Raw genomic sequence first — 13,519 nt, forward strand, 5'->3', positions numbered from 1 at the left:
GGCTCGCCTCGCGCAGCGCGGCCGTGTCGACCATGTGCGCGCTGAGCAGCCCGGCCCAGCGCAGCAGTGCCGCGCAGGCGTCGGCGTGGTCGAACAGCCCGTGCAGATACGTGCCCAGCACCTGGCCGTCATCCGAGCAGGCGCCTTCCGGCCGGCCGTCGATCTCGAACGCGGGCCGAACGAGCGCGCCGCCCGTCGATACGCCCATGTGGATCTCGTAGCCGGTGACGGATGCGCCCAGCGCATCGGGCGCGAACGCGCAGCGGCCGCTCACCTGCGCCAGGTGTTTCTGGCGCGTCAGCGTCGTGTCCAGGTCGAGCAGGCCCAGTCCCGTCGAGCGGCCGGCCGCCGCTTCCACGCCGTGCGGATCGTCCACGGATGCGCCCAGCATCTGGAAACCCCCGCAGATGCCGATCACCTTGCCGCCGTAGCGCAGGTGGCGGCGGATGCGGTCCGGCCAGCCCTGCGCCTGCAGCCACGCGAGGTCGCCGCGCGTGTTCTTGCTGCCCGGGAGGATGATCAGGTCCGCATCCGGCACCGGCTCGCCTTCGCGCACGAAGCGCAGGTCGACGTCGGGATGCACGCGCAACGCATCGAAGTCCGTGTGGTTGCTCATCCGCGGATAGCTGGGGACGACGATGCGAAACGCGCCGCCGCCCGGCGCGACGGCCTGCACGGCGTCTTCCGCATCGAGATACAGCCCGTGCAGATAGGGCAGCACGGCAAGCACGGGCTTGCCCGTCTGCTGCTCCAGCCAGTCCAGGCCGGGTTCGAGCAGCTTGATGTCGCCGCGGAAGCGGTTGATGACGAAGCCGGCGATGCGCGCCCGCTCGCTGTCCGACAGGCAGGCCAGCGTACCGACGATGTGCGCGAACACGCCGCCGCGGTCGATGTCCGCGACGAGGATCACCGGGCAGCCGACGGCTTCCGCGAACCCCATGTTGGCGATGTCGCGGTCGCGCAGGTTGATCTCGGCCGGGCTGCCGGCGCCTTCCACGATCACGGCGTCATACTGATCGCGCAGGCGTGCATGCGATTCCAGCACGGCCTGCATGGCCACCGTCTTGTACTGGTGGTAGTCGCGCGCGTTCATCTCGGCGCGCACGCGGCCGTGGATGATGACCTGCGCGCCGATGTCGCTCGACGGTTTCAGCAGTACCGGGTTCATGTCGGTATGGGGTTCGACGCCGGCGGCGATGGCCTGCAGGGCCTGGGCGCGGCCGATCTCGCCGCCGTCGCTCGTGACGGCGCTGTTCAGGGCCATATTCTGCGGCTTGAACGGCGCCACGCGCACGCCGCGCCGGCGCAGCAGGCGGCACAGCGCGGCCACGAGGGTGCTCTTGCCGGCATCCGACGTCGTGCCCTGCACCATCAGGGTGGGATACGGGAAGTGCGTCATGGGCGGCGGTGGCTGCGCGCCAGTTCGAGCTTCTCGCACAACTGCGCGGCGCCGGCGATCATGCGTGGGCCCGAACGGTTGAGCAGATTGCCGTCGATCGTGAACAGATTGTCGTTGCGGACCGCCGTCAGCGTGCCGTACGGCTTCCACAGGTTCACGCCGCCGTAGTTTTTTTCCGCCGTCGCGAAGATCGCTTCCGGATTCTCCTGCAGCACGGCCTCGATCGACACGACGGGTGCCGTCACGGGCAGTTTGTCGAAGATGTTCTCGCCGCCGCAGAGGCGCAGCGCGTCGCTGACGATGTGGCGGCCGTTCAGCGTGTACAGCGGCTTGTCCCATACCTGGTAGAAGCTGCGCACGATGGGACGCTTCGCATAGCGGCTGCGCAGGCTGGCGATCTTGCCGCGCAGGTCGGCGGCGGCCGGGCCGGCGACGGCGTCGGTGCCCATCAGCTGGCCCAGTTTCTGCACGTTGTCCGCGATGTCTTCCAGCTTTTGCGGCTCGCTGTGGAACATCGGGATGCCGAGCTTCTGCACCATCTCGATCTGGCGCTCCGAACTGCCGTGGCGCCAGACGACGATCAGGTCGGGTTTCAGGGCCATGATGCGTTCCAGGTCGACTTCGCGGTTCGAGCCGACCTGCTGGATCTTCTTCGCTTCTTCCGGAAAATCGCTGTACGAGACGACACCCACCACGTGGCTGCCGCCGCCGGCCGCGAACAACAGTTCCGTGACGTGCGGCGCCAGCGAGATCACGCGCTGGGCCGGCCTGGCCACGGTGACGGTGCTGCCGCCGTCGTCCTTGACGCTGATGGCGGCATGCGCCTGCAGGCTTGCCGCGAGCAGGACCGCGCCCGCGATGGTCGTTCGTTTCATATGGTTTTCCATTCCTTGAGTGCCTGTTCGATGCGGCGCCATTCGGATTCGTTCTCCGGCAGGCCGATGCGGATGCCGTGCGTGCTGCCTGCGAAGAGCCTGACCCAGATCGCGCGCCGCGCCATGTGTTCGTGAAAGGCCTCGGCACGCGGTTCCGCCCACCAGTGGAACAGCGGCGTGCCGTGCGCGTCGATGCCGTGCTCGGCCAGCAGCGCGTGCATGCGTGCGCCGTCGCGCGCGAGGCGGGCCTGCGTCGCCTGCTGCCAAGCCCGGTCGCGCAAGGCGGCGAGGGCGATGTCCTGCGCCGGACCGCTGACGGCCCATGGCCCGAGTAACTCGTCCAGCGCCGCCAGCAGCGAGGGTTCTGCACCGACGAAGCCGAGCCGCAGTCCCGCCAGGCCAAAGAATTTACCGACCGAGCGCAGCACGATCAATCCCGGACGGTTCGCATGGCCGGCGACGCTCAGCGAGCGTGCCGTATCGCCGAACGCTTCGTCGACGACGAGCCAGCCGCCGCGCGCCGCCAGGCGCTCTGCCCAGTCCAGCAGCTGCCCTGGTGCCACCGTCGCACCGGTCGGGTTGTTCGGATTGACGACGACGACCACGTCGCTGTCCGCCACGGCGTCGTCCAGTGCATCGTAGGCCACCTGGCGCATGGCGTGGCCGTGCCGGCCCCAGTGATGGGCGTGTTCCGCATACGACGGCGCGGACACCGTCACGCGTGCCGGTCCGGCCAGCCCGGCCCGCAGGCAGGGCAGTGCCTGGATCGCGGCCTGCGTTCCGGCCACCGGCAGCAGGTGTGGCGCGCCATAGTAGTCGCACGCTGCGCGCACGAAGGCGGGATCGGGCTCGGGCAGGCGTCGCCACGCATCGGGCGCGAGGGCCGGCGCCGGATACCCATGCGGATTGATGCCGGTCGAGAGGTCGATCCAGTCCATGCCGCCGTAGCGCTGCTGCGCGGCGCGCAGGTTGCCGCCGTGTTCAGGCATGAATCACCCCATCCAGTAGGTACAGCACACCCGCGGCAACGAGCACCCACAGCAGCGTCGTGCGCCATACGAGGCGCCAGGCGCGTACGATGTCGTCGGCGCTCGCGTCTGGACCGCTGCCGAGCGGGGGGCGCAGTTCCGTCACGCCGTCGTACACGGCCGCGCCGCCGAGCGAAACGCCCAGCGCGCCGGCGCCGCTGGCCATCACCGGGCCGGCGTTCGGGCTGCTCCATGCGGGCGCCTGCGTGCGCCAGCAGCGCCAGGCCAGCAGCCGGCCCCGTTGCGCCAGCAGTACATACGACAGGGCGGTCAAACGCGCCGGCACGTAGTTCAATACGTCGTCCACGCGCGCGGCCACGCGGCCGAACAGGTTGAAGCGCTCGTTGCGGTAGCCCCACATGGCGTCCAGCGTGTTCGCGAGGCGGAACAGCACGACACCGACGCCGCCGCCGGCGAGGAACCAGAACAGGGTGCCGAACACGGCGTCGTTGCCGTTTTCCAGCAGCGATTCGGCCCCGGCCCTGGCGAGATCCGCTTCCGATGCCCGCGCCGTGTCGCGGCTGACGATGCGCGCGGTCAGCTTGCGTGCGCCTGCCAGATCGCCGCCGGTCAGCGCCGCATGGATCGGCAGCGTGTGGTCGCGCAGGCTGCGCAGCCCGATGCCGAGGTACAGCAGCAACGCGTGCGCGGCCGGGCCGCCGTGCGCGCACGCGAACCAGGCAAGTGCGGATAAAGGCAGCACGGCCAGCATCCATGCGAACAGGCCGCGCACGATGCGCACACGTCCTCTGTTCAGGCGGCGTTCCAGCGCGGACGCCAGCCGGCCGAAGCCGACGAGCGGATGCCAGCGCCGCGCCTCGCCCAGCAGCAGGTCCAGCAGCACGCCCGCGACGAGCGTCAGCGCGAGTGCCGGCGGCGACAGGCCGCTCAGCACGGCGGGCCTTTCAGCGCGAGGGGCAGGCCGGCCGCGACGAACAGCACGCGTTCACAGCGCGCCGCGACGTCCTGGTTCAGTCGGCCCGCTTCGTCCACGAATGCGCGCGATATGGCGCCGTAGGGCACGATGCCCATGCCGACTTCGTTCGATACGAAGATGACGTCGCCGGCGCCTGGCTCGTCCAGCCAGGCCAACAGCGCCGCGCGTTCGCCGACGAACGACGGCGGCAGGTCGATGGGGCCGACCTCGGGATAATCCTCGTGCTTCGAGAACATCAGGTTCGTGAGCCACAAGGTCAGGCAGTCGACGAGCACGATGCGCCCAGGCGCGCACACGGCGCGCAGCGTCGCGGCCAGCGCCGTCGCTTCCTCCACGGTCTGCCATTCGGCCGGCCGGCGCGCACGGTGGTGCGCGATGCGCGCCGTCATCTCGGCGTCGCCCGCGTACRACGTCGCGACATACACAACTTCCTTGCCGGACGCGCGCGCAAGGCGTTCGGCCAGCCCGCTCTTGCCGGACCGCGCGCCGCCGAGGATCAGCGTGCGCGTCATGCCAGGTCTCCGCGCAGCAGGCTCGCTGCGCTTGCCGGGTTCGATGCGAAGAACGCATGGAAGTAAGACGCCGTCAGCGAGCCGACCCGGTACACGGCCTCGCCCTGCGCGCCGGACGGGTGTTTGACCGTCCACGCGGAGGGGGAGACGGAAGTCTCCAGACGCGAATAGTGGAACGTGTGGCCGCGCATCTGCCCGGCCTGCGTGGCGAGGCCCTGCGATCCCAGTCCGGCGAGGCGCGGCTGCATCAGCACGCGACCCTCCAGCAGGCCCGCCATCGGCCAGGCATTGCCATCCTTGTCGGCGAGGGAGTCCGCCAGCGCCATCATGCCGCCGCATTCGGCGAGGATGGGCAGGCCGGTGGCATGCGCCGCGCGGATCGATGCCTGCCAGTGTGTTGCCCGCGCCAGCGCTTCGCCGTGCAGTTCCGGGTAGCCGCCCGGCAGGTAGACGGCATCGGCATCCTGCGGCACCGCCTCGTCGGCCAGCGGCGAGAACCAGCGTACCTGCGCGCCGAGCGTTTCCAGCGTGTCGACGTTGGCCGGATACAGGAAACAGAACGCGGCGTCGCGCGCGATCGCCACCGTCTTCCCGGCCAGCAGCGGCGGAACCGGCGTTTCCGGTACGGCGTCATCCAGCAACTGCGTGGGCAGCGCGTTCCACGCTGCCTCGTCCAGCCGCAACTGGTCGGCCAGGTCGTCGAGGAGGGCGTCGATGTCGTCGACTTCGCCCGGCACGACGAGGCCCAGGTGGCGTTCCGGCAGGCTGCGCGCCTGCTTCGGCAAGGTGGCGAGCAGCGGGATGTCGCGCAGCGATGCCGCCACCATGCGGCCATGCCCTTCGCTGGCCACGCGGTTGGCGACGACGCCGGCCATCCGCACGGGACCGTAGTCGCGCAGGCCCAGCACGACGGCGCCCACCGTCTGCGCCATCGCGGCCGCATCGACCACGGCCAGCACGGGCAGGTCGAACGCGCGCGCGAGGTCGGCGGCCGACGGATCGCCGTCGTACAGGCCCATCACGCCCTCGACGAGCACGACGTCCGCTTCGCGCGCGGCGCGGGCGAGGCGCTGGCGGCTCTGCTCCAGGCCGACCATCCACAGGTCGAGCGTATGGACCTTCGCGCGGCTCGCGTGTTCGAGCACCATCGGGTCGATGAAATCGGGGCCGCACTTGAACACGTGCACCCGCTGGCCCATGCGGCGCAGCCGGCGCGCGAGTGCGGCCGTCACCGTCGTCTTGCCCTGGCCGGACGCGATGGCGGCCACGAGCAGCATGCGCGCGCCGACGGACATTACCACTCCGTCCCGGCCTGGGCCGTGATGCCCGCCCGGAAGGCGTGCTTGACGTCGTTCATTTCCGAGACCGTGTCCGCCACGGCGATGAGTTCCGGCGGTGCGCCGCGGCCCGTCACGACGACGTGCTGCATCTCGGGACGGTCGAGCAGGTCGGCGATCACGGTGTGCACGTCCAGGTAGCGATATTTCAGGGCGATGTTCAGCTCGTCCAGTACGACGAGGCCGTAGACGGGATCGGAGAGGAAGCGGCGCGCCTGCTCCCAGGCTTCTTGCGCCTTGGCGACGTCGCGTTCGCGGTCCTGCGTCTCCCACGTATAGCCTTCGCCCATCGCGTGGAAGCTGACGTCGTCGGGAAAGCGGCGCAGGAACAGCTCGTCGCCGGTGGACATGGCGCCCTTGATGAACTGGACGACGCCGACCTTCATGCCGTGGCCGAGGGCCCGGCCGACCATGCCGAACGCGCTCGAGCTCTTGCCCTTRCCGTTGCCGGTGTTGACGATGATGATGCCGATCTTCTTGTCGGCCGCGGCGATCCTGGCGTCGATGATCGCCTTCTTGCGTTCCATGCGCGCGCGGTGGCGCTCGTTCAGTGCGGCTGTCTGTTCGGGTGTCATTTCAGTCATGTTGGGTCTCCAGGGGGATGAAGATGCGGCGGCCCCCGTGTTCGATCGCATCGATCGGATGGCCGAGATAGCTGCTCAGCAGCGGTGCCTGCATGGCGTCGTCGACGGTGCCGGCATGCCAGCGGCCGTCGCCCATCAGCAGCAGGGCGTGGGTGGAGATACTGTGTGCAAGGTTCAGGTCGTGACCGATCATCACGACCGTCTTGCCGCTTTGCCGGCACAGGCGCGAGAGCAGCGACATCGTGCGCATCTGGTGCGCGAGGTCGAGGGCGTTGGCCGGTTCGTCCAGCAGCAGTAGCGGCGTGTCCTGGGCCAGCAGCGCGGCGATGGCCACGCGCTGGCGCTCGCCGCCCGACAGCGTGCGGACGTCGCGCGCGGCCAGGTGGTCGACTTCCATCGCATCGAGGGCGGCCAGCGCCGCGTGGTGGTCGTCGCTGTGTTCCCAGTAGCGGTTGGCGTGATACGGGTGCCGCGCCGACAGCACGGTTTCCATCACGTTGTAGGCAAAGGCATCGCTGCGCGCCTGCGGCAGGTAGGCCCGCTCATGCGCCAGCGCTTCCAGCGGCCAGGTGGACAATGCCCGTCCGTGCAGCTCGACCGTGCCGTTTTCCGGCGCGCGCAGGCCGGCCAGGGTGCGCAGCAGCGTGCTTTTGCCGGCGCCGTTGCGGCCGATGATGGACCAGCATTCGCCGGCGTCGACCAACCAGTCGAGGCCCCGCACGAGCACGCGTGAGCCGGCGCGCAGTTCCAGTTGTCGGGTCGCGATCATCATTTGCGCAGGCGGTGCAGCTGGTAGAGGAAGATGGGCGCGCCGATCAGCGCCGTGATGGCGCCGACGGGCAGCTGGGTTGGCGCGACGACCGTGCGCGCGACGGTATCGCACAGCACGAGCAGGCTGCCGCCGCCCAGCACGGCGGCCGGCACCAGCACGCGGTGGTCCGGGCCGAACGCGAAGCGGCAGGCATGCGGCACGATCAGGCCGACGAAGCCGATGGCACCGGCGCTCGTCACGGCGCTCGCCGTCAGGATGGCCGACACGAAGAACAGGCCCTTGCGCACGGCGCCGACGCGCACGCCCAGCGTGGCTGCGGCTTCCGCGTGCAGCGCGAGCATGTTCATCGCGCGCGCGTTGCGCAGCGCGTACGCGAGCGCGGCGCCCAGCACGATCCAGGGCAGCGCGCGCAGCGGTGTGCCGGCCAGGTCGCYGATCATCCAGAACACCATGCTGCGCAAACGGCCTTCCGGTGCGATCGACAGCATCAGCGTCACGAGGGCCATGCTGGCCGACGACATGATGACGCCGGTGAGCAGCAGCATCGACGTGCCGCCTTCGGCCGCCACGCCGCCGCGCATGTCGCGCCGCGCCAGCAGGTACAACAGCAGCGACACCGTCACGGCGCCGGCCATCGCCGCGGCGTCGACGGTGGCGGCCGCACACAGCATCAGCAGGGCGAACAGCGCGCCGACCGAAGCGCCGGCCGAGATGCCGAGCACGTACGGGTCGGCGAGCGGATTGCGCAGCAGGGCCTGCATCATGACGCCGGCCAGCGCGAGCGCGCCGCCGGTGACGAAGGCCATCAGCGCGCGGCCGGCGCGCAGCTCGACGAGCGACGCGGCCAGCGACTCGGGCCGGCCGTGCAACACCTGCGCCACCGCCTCCGGCAGCTCGGCCGGCGCGACGGCGATCGATCCGCTCATGCCCGCGATGAGCAGGCTGGCGAGCGCCGCGCACAGCAGCACGGCGAGGATCGGGACGGCGCGCTGGCGCTGGGACGGTGGAACAAGGTGCATGGCTCGTCGGAACATAGTGATTAACGCATGCCGTAACGGATACCTGTGAACCAGGTGCGCCCGGCCGTGCCGTAGTTGCGCGCCAGCTCGTAGTGCTTATCAAGCGCATTGTCGACACGGACCAGTATTGACCAGTCACGCGTCATGTGCCAGGTAGTGTACAGGTTCAGCAGGCCGTAGCCACCAAGGCGATTGACATTCGCGGCATCGTCGAAGCGGCGGCCGGACAGCTGCAGCTCGACGCCGGCGTCCACCGGACCCGCGGTGTAGTCGGCCGCGAAGCTGGCGTGGCGGCGCGCGCGGCGGGCCAGCTGCTTGCCGGTCGTTTCGTCGCGCGGATCCTGCAGGTCGGCGCTGGCGCGCAGGTCGAGGTTGCCGATGCGCGTGTCAGCTGCGAGCGTGAGACCTTCCAGCAGCGCGTGGTCGACGTTGTATGCGCAGCTGCCCGTGGGACGGCCGGGGCAGGGTGTGACGGACACGATCATGTCGGTCAGGCGGTTGCGGTAGTAATTCGCCTGCAGGTCGACGCCGGCCACGCGGTATTGCACGCCCGCTTCCGCATTGCGACCTTGTTCCGGCTTGTTCGACGACAGGCCGTAGTTCGGGTAATACAACTCGTTGAACGTGGGTGCGCGGAAGCTCGTGCCGAAGCTCGCGGTGGCACGCAGGTCCTTCGTGAACTCGTAGCCGTAGCCGGCCGCGCCTGTCGTCTTCGTGCCGTATTCGGAACGGTCGGTGCGCGCGCTGAGGTCGAGCCGGTGGCTGCCGCGGCGCAGGTCGTATGCGGTCGCGACGGAATTGGTGATGCGCGTGCGGTTCAGGTTCTGGATGGAGCTGGACAGGACCTGCTCCTTGCGGTGGCCGGCCAGGACCTGCAGCGTGTCGCCGTTCAGGTCGAACGTGTTCTGCCACGTGAACTCGTCCTGGCGCGTGTTCAGTTGCGACCTGCCCGTCGGTGCCGTGCTCGTGAAGCTGCCGAGTTTATCTTCCGAGCGCGCCGCCTGGATGCTGCTGTGCCAGTTGGGCGTGAAGCGGTCGTTCAGGAAGACGCCGTAGTTGTCGACTTCCTGGATGTTGTGGGCGTCGAAGCTGGAGCTGCCGTTGTCGTATTGCGCGTTCAGGCGGCTTTGCAGGAATTGCGCGCCGATCTCGTGGTCCTCGGCCAGGCGCAGCGCGACGCGGCCGTTGACGCTGTTGCGCGTATAGCCATCGTCGTCGGCGTTGTAGCCGAACGCGCCGGGCCGCGTGGCCGAGAAGCCGTCCGATTCTTCGTGCGCGCCGGAGAGCGCATAACTGACGCCGTGTTCTCCGCCCGTCGAGCCGCTCACGCTGGCGTCGTACTTGTTGGTGCCGTAGGTGCCGCCGCCCGCGCTGGCGCTGAACGCCGGCTGACCTTGGCTCTTCTTCGTGAAGATCTGCACGACGCCGCCGATGGCGTCGGCGCCGTACAGGGAGCTCAGGGTACCGTACACGATCTCGATGTGGTCGACGGCGGACAGGGGAATCGCATTCCACGCGGCCGCGCCGGTGGTCGCGGAACCGATGCGCACGCCGTCGACGAGCACGGCGACCTGGTTGCTGTTGGCGCCGCGCAGGAATACGGTGGTGTTGGTGCCGGCGCCGCCGTTGCGGGCGATCTCGATGCCGCGCTGGCGACGCAGCACGTCGGCCACGGAGCCGGCGCCGGCACGGGCGATTTCTTCGCTCGTGATGACGACGGTGTCGGGAATGACTTCGTCGGCATGCTGCGGCGTGCGGTTGGCGGTGACGACCACGGTGTCGGGGATCGGATCGGCGTGGGCCGGGGCGGCGACGATAAGCGGGAGCGAAAGCGCGAGCGAAAGCGCGGCCGCCTGCCGGGATACAGGAACTGACATTGACTATCTTCGTAATGGGACAACCGGCCGACGTCCCCGTCAGCCAGATGAACAGAAGCGCGGCGGGACCGCGTTTCCACCTTTTGGCCGGTATCCGGGCTGGCGAGTATGGCCGTCCGACCTTCCCATGCGGATGCACAGTGGTATGTGGAGACGGTTGCCGCGCATGCGTTCGACGAACGCGGGCGGCACTGGCTTACCGTTGCGGGGGCAGCACACGTTGGCGCAGGCTCGTGAAAGCGCGGCTTCGTGTTTCCCGTTTAACTGCGTCCGAAGAACCGGGCGCGAGCACCAAAACGCCGACATTATACGGCGTTGTCAGCCCTTCAGTACGATCAGTTCGCCGTAGACGATGCGATGCGGCGTCTGCGCCGCCCGCAGCGCAGCCTGTTCGAGCGCTTCTCCGCCATGCATTGCGGTCAGCAGGCGGATGGTGCCGGCGTGGCAGACGATGAGCGCGGAGGGCGCGTGCAGATCGTCGACGCACGCACGCACGCGGCGCGCCACGTCGAGCACGTTCTCCGCGCCGCCGGGGCGGTAATGGAGGAGGTCGGCCGTCCAGGCGTCGACGTCGCCGCGCGGGATGGCCGACCACGATTGCCGCTCCCACTCACCGAAATTCATCTCGGCCAGGCGCGCGTCGAGCGTCACGCGGCCCGGCGCCAGGCGTTCGGCCAACAGGGCGCAGCGCTGCAGGGGGCTCGACACCACGAGCAAGTCGCCCGGCAGGCCTTGCGCCGTCAGCGCGGCGTGCACGCGCGCGAGTTCCGCGTCAGGCACCGCGACGTCGCTGGCGCCGTAGCACAGTCCGGGCGCGACGTCCGGTTGCGGATGGCGCACGAGGTACAGCGTCATGCGGCCATCCAGGCGCCGTGGCCGAGCGTGGCCAGCACCGCGACATAGACCAGCGCCTCGGCCAGCTGCTGCACGGCGCCGAGACAATCGCCCGTGTAGCCGCCGAGGCGCCGCACGAACAGGCGGCCCAGCCATAGCGCCGCGGCGGCCGTCGTCAGCACCGCGGCTGACAGCGCGGCCGGCGCCATCCAGCCGGCGCCCAGCACGCACGCCGCCGGCAGCGCGCACGTCAGCGCCGCGATCGCGAATTCCGTGCCCGTCATCTGCTGCGCCAGCGGCTTGGCCTTGCCCTCGCCGCGCACATAGTCAAGCTTCCAGATCAGCGCCGTCGCCGCGAGGCGCGAGATTGGATGCGCGACGAACAGCGCGGCCACGGCGAGGTGGGGCGGCAGCAGCGCCAGCGCCGACAGCTTGGTCGTCAGCATGCATACCATGCCGATCGCGCCATAGGCACCGACGCGCGAGTCCTTCATGATCTCCAGAGCCCGTTCCTTCGTCATACCGCCGCCGAGGCCATCGCACGTGTCGGCGAAACCGTCTTCGTGGAACGCCCCCGTTATATAGATCGACGCCGCGGTCGACAGCACGGCCGCCACCGGCGCGGGCAGCACGAGCGCGGCCGCGGCATAGACGGCCGCCGTAATCGCCGCGACGACGACGCCGACGAGCGGGAAGTAGCGCGACGCGTGCTGCAGCCAGCTGGCCTCGAAGCCGACCCAGGCCGGGATCGGCAGCCGTGTGAAGAACTGCAGGGCGACGAAGAATAGCCGGATCTGGTGCATTAACTCGACTTTTCGCTGACGCTGGCCGATTCGAAGGTCGCCATCTCGTTCAGGAAGTTCGCGGCCGCGTGCAGCAGCGGCAGGGCCAGCGCGGCACCCGTGCCTTCGCCCAGGCGCAGATTCAGGTGCAGCAGCGGTTCGGCGCCGAGCGCATCCAGCATGCGTCGGTGGCCGGCTTCGTCGGAGCAGTGCGCGAACACACAGTAATCGAGGATCGCGGGGACGATGCGCGCCGCCACCAGCAGGGCGCTCGTGACGATGAAGCCGTCGATCAGCAGCACCTTGCGCAACGCGGCCGCTTGCAGCATGGCGCCGGCCATCATCGCGATTTCGAAGCCGCCGAACGTGGCCAGCACGGCGAGCGGGTCGTCGACGCCGGCGTGGCGCTGGACGGCCGCCTCGATCACGCGCTGCTTGCTCAGGACGCCTTCCGGCGACAGACCCGTGCCCGCGCCGACGCAGTCCGCGACGGGAATCCCCGTCAGCTTGTGCATCAGCGCGGCCGCGGCCGTCGTATTCCCGATGCCCATCTCGCCGAAGCCGACCACGTTGCCGGGCAGGTCCGCGGCGAAGGCCATGCCGTGTTCGAGCGCGGTCGCACACTGTTCGGGTGTCATCGCCGCATCGAGCGCGAAGTTGCGCGTGCCATGCGCAACCTTGCGGTCGACGAGACCGGGGCGGGGGCCGAAGTCATGATTGACGCCCGCATCGACCACGTGCAGGTCGCAGCCGTTCTGACGCGCGAACACGTTGATCGCGGCGCCCTGGGCCAGGAAGTTCTCGACCATCTGCCACGTGACATCCTGTGGGTAGGCGGACACGCCCTCGGCGACGACGCCATGGTCGCCTGCGAATACGAGGATGGCCGGCTTCCTGATCGTGGGGGAGGTCGTGGCCTGGGCCAGGCCCAGGCGGCTGGCCAGCCGTTCGAGCGCACCGAGGCTGCCCAACGGCTTGGTCTTGTTATTGATGGCGGCCGTGAGCGCGGCGGTGAGATCGGGTGCGGTTGTGGGGGCGATATGCGGGAAGCGCATGGGTACTCCATGGATGGAAGGCGGTAAAGATAGCACACGAGCAACCGGAAAATTCTTACGATCGCCCCCTTGCATACCTCCGATTCGATTTGCTATAGTTCGCGTCCTGCTTCTGCAGCGCATAAAAAGTTTAATTGAATCAACCAATTAAGCTTGTCAGGCCGGTCAGGTTGAGTGTGTTGCGGAAAAACGAGGGGTTGACGAGTTAAGCGAAACACTGCATAATCTCACTTCTCTGCTGCTGACGAACAAAACGATTCGCAAGCGCAGCAAGGCAGTACCGGATACCGATCTTTAACAATAAACAGTCGATAAGTGTGGGCGTTTGATGAGGTGCCAGCAGTCGCGTAAGTGGCTGCTGAATGCTTAAATTATCAAATGTTCACGCAAAAGAAATACGTTGCTCAGCAATGAGTGACGGTCAGTATTTTGAGTGAGCGATCTGCTGTTGGCGAAAGCCGATGGCAAAAACAGGAATTAAACTGAAGAGTTTGATCCTGGCTCAGAT

At 68.6% G+C, this 13,519-nt stretch carries 13 protein-coding genes and 1 riboswitch; all 13 genes read right to left on the bottom strand.

Annotated elements, in window-relative coordinates:
* Positions 1–1,399, bottom strand: a 1,399-nt coding sequence (locus tag AC1DYX_RS18670; protein WP_477261506.1) for a cobyric acid synthase, incomplete at its 3' end; no start/stop codon positions are given.
* Positions 1,396–2,274: a cobalamin-binding protein gene (locus tag AC1DYX_RS18675; protein WP_477261508.1), complete on the bottom strand. Its 879-nt coding sequence runs from the start codon at positions 2,272–2,274 to the stop codon at positions 1,396–1,398. The genes AC1DYX_RS18675 and AC1DYX_RS18670, both read right to left, overlap by 4 nt.
* Entirely contained in the window at positions 2,271–3,263 is a 993-nt protein-coding gene (gene cobD, locus AC1DYX_RS18680; protein ID WP_477261510.1) for a threonine-phosphate decarboxylase CobD, read from the bottom strand. Before cobD ends, AC1DYX_RS18675 begins: the two co-directional genes overlap by 4 nt.
* A complete protein-coding gene (gene cbiB, locus AC1DYX_RS18685; protein ID WP_477261512.1) occupies positions 3,256–4,197 on the bottom strand; it encodes an adenosylcobinamide-phosphate synthase CbiB in 942 nt (313 codons plus the stop codon). Before cbiB ends, cobD begins: the two co-directional genes overlap by 8 nt.
* Positions 4,191–4,751, bottom strand: a complete 561-nt coding sequence (gene cobU / locus AC1DYX_RS18690; protein WP_477261514.1) for a bifunctional adenosylcobinamide kinase/adenosylcobinamide-phosphate guanylyltransferase — start codon at positions 4,749–4,751, stop codon at positions 4,191–4,193. Before cobU ends, cbiB begins: the two co-directional genes overlap by 7 nt.
* Positions 4,748–6,046 carry a cobyrinate a,c-diamide synthase gene (locus tag AC1DYX_RS18695; protein WP_477261516.1) on the bottom strand — a complete coding sequence of 433 codons (1,299 nt, stop codon included), beginning with the start codon at positions 6,044–6,046 and terminating at the stop codon, positions 4,748–4,750. Before AC1DYX_RS18695 ends, cobU begins: the two co-directional genes overlap by 4 nt.
* Positions 6,046–6,672, bottom strand: a complete 627-nt coding sequence (gene cobO / locus AC1DYX_RS18700; protein ID WP_477261518.1) for a cob(I)yrinic acid a,c-diamide adenosyltransferase — start codon at positions 6,670–6,672, stop codon at positions 6,046–6,048. Before cobO ends, AC1DYX_RS18695 begins: the two co-directional genes overlap by 1 nt.
* Positions 6,665–7,441 carry an ABC transporter ATP-binding protein gene (locus AC1DYX_RS18705; RefSeq protein ID WP_477261530.1) on the bottom strand — a complete coding sequence of 259 codons (777 nt, stop codon included), beginning with the start codon at positions 7,439–7,441 and terminating at the stop codon, positions 6,665–6,667. Before AC1DYX_RS18705 ends, cobO begins: the two co-directional genes overlap by 8 nt.
* Positions 7,441–8,463, bottom strand: a complete 1,023-nt coding sequence (locus AC1DYX_RS18710; RefSeq protein ID WP_477261520.1) for a FecCD family ABC transporter permease — start codon at positions 8,461–8,463, stop codon at positions 7,441–7,443. Before AC1DYX_RS18710 ends, AC1DYX_RS18705 begins: the two co-directional genes overlap by 1 nt.
* Before the next feature lie 20 nt (positions 8,464–8,483).
* The gene (locus AC1DYX_RS18715) at positions 8,484–10,340 is read right to left on the bottom strand and encodes a TonB-dependent receptor domain-containing protein (protein ID WP_477261522.1); all 1,857 of its coding nucleotides are present in this window, start codon (positions 10,338–10,340) and stop codon (positions 8,484–8,486) included.
* A gap of 68 nt (positions 10,341–10,408) precedes the next feature.
* Positions 10,409–10,651: riboswitch (cobalamin riboswitch) on the bottom strand.
* 7 nt (positions 10,652–10,658) lie between these two features.
* Positions 10,659–11,195, bottom strand: coding sequence for a histidine phosphatase family protein (locus AC1DYX_RS18720; protein ID WP_477261524.1), 537 nt, complete (start codon positions 11,193–11,195; stop codon positions 10,659–10,661).
* Positions 11,192–11,977, bottom strand: coding sequence for an adenosylcobinamide-GDP ribazoletransferase (locus AC1DYX_RS18725; RefSeq protein ID WP_477261526.1), 786 nt, complete (start codon positions 11,975–11,977; stop codon positions 11,192–11,194). The genes AC1DYX_RS18720 and AC1DYX_RS18725 overlap by 4 nt, the downstream gene beginning before the upstream one ends.
* A complete protein-coding gene (cobT, locus tag AC1DYX_RS18730; protein ID WP_477261528.1) occupies positions 11,977–13,011 on the bottom strand; it encodes a nicotinate-nucleotide--dimethylbenzimidazole phosphoribosyltransferase in 1,035 nt (344 codons plus the stop codon). Before cobT ends, AC1DYX_RS18725 begins: the two co-directional genes overlap by 1 nt.
* Positions 13,012–13,519: the final 508 nt, after the last annotated feature.

The sequence above is a fragment of the Massilia sp. P2_C2 genome (assembly GCF_056404615.1).

Bases quoted from the DNA above. Each gene is read 5' to 3' on its own strand.
- AC1DYX_RS18715 (WP_477261522.1), bottom strand. From the start codon at position 10,340: ATGTCAGTTCCTGTATCCCGGCAGGCGGCCGCGCTTTCGCTCGCGCTT.
- cobT (WP_477261528.1), bottom strand. From the start codon at position 13,011: ATGCGCTTCCCGCATATCGCCCCCACAACCGCACCCGATCTCACCGCC.
- AC1DYX_RS18695 (WP_477261516.1), bottom strand. From the start codon at position 6,046: ATGTCCGTCGGCGCGCGCATGCTGCTCGTGGCCGCCATCGCGTCCGGC.
- AC1DYX_RS18720 (WP_477261524.1), bottom strand. From the start codon at position 11,195: ATGACGCTGTACCTCGTGCGCCATCCGCAACCGGACGTCGCGCCCGGA.
- AC1DYX_RS18675 (WP_477261508.1), bottom strand. From the start codon at position 2,274: ATGAAACGAACGACCATCGCGGGCGCGGTCCTGCTCGCGGCAAGCCTG.
- cobD (WP_477261510.1), bottom strand. From the start codon at position 3,263: ATGCCTGAACACGGCGGCAACCTGCGCGCCGCGCAGCAGCGCTACGGC.
- AC1DYX_RS18725 (WP_477261526.1), bottom strand. From the start codon at position 11,977: ATGCACCAGATCCGGCTATTCTTCGTCGCCCTGCAGTTCTTCACACGG.
- AC1DYX_RS18705 (WP_477261530.1), bottom strand. From the start codon at position 7,441: ATGATCGCGACCCGACAACTGGAACTGCGCGCCGGCTCACGCGTGCTC.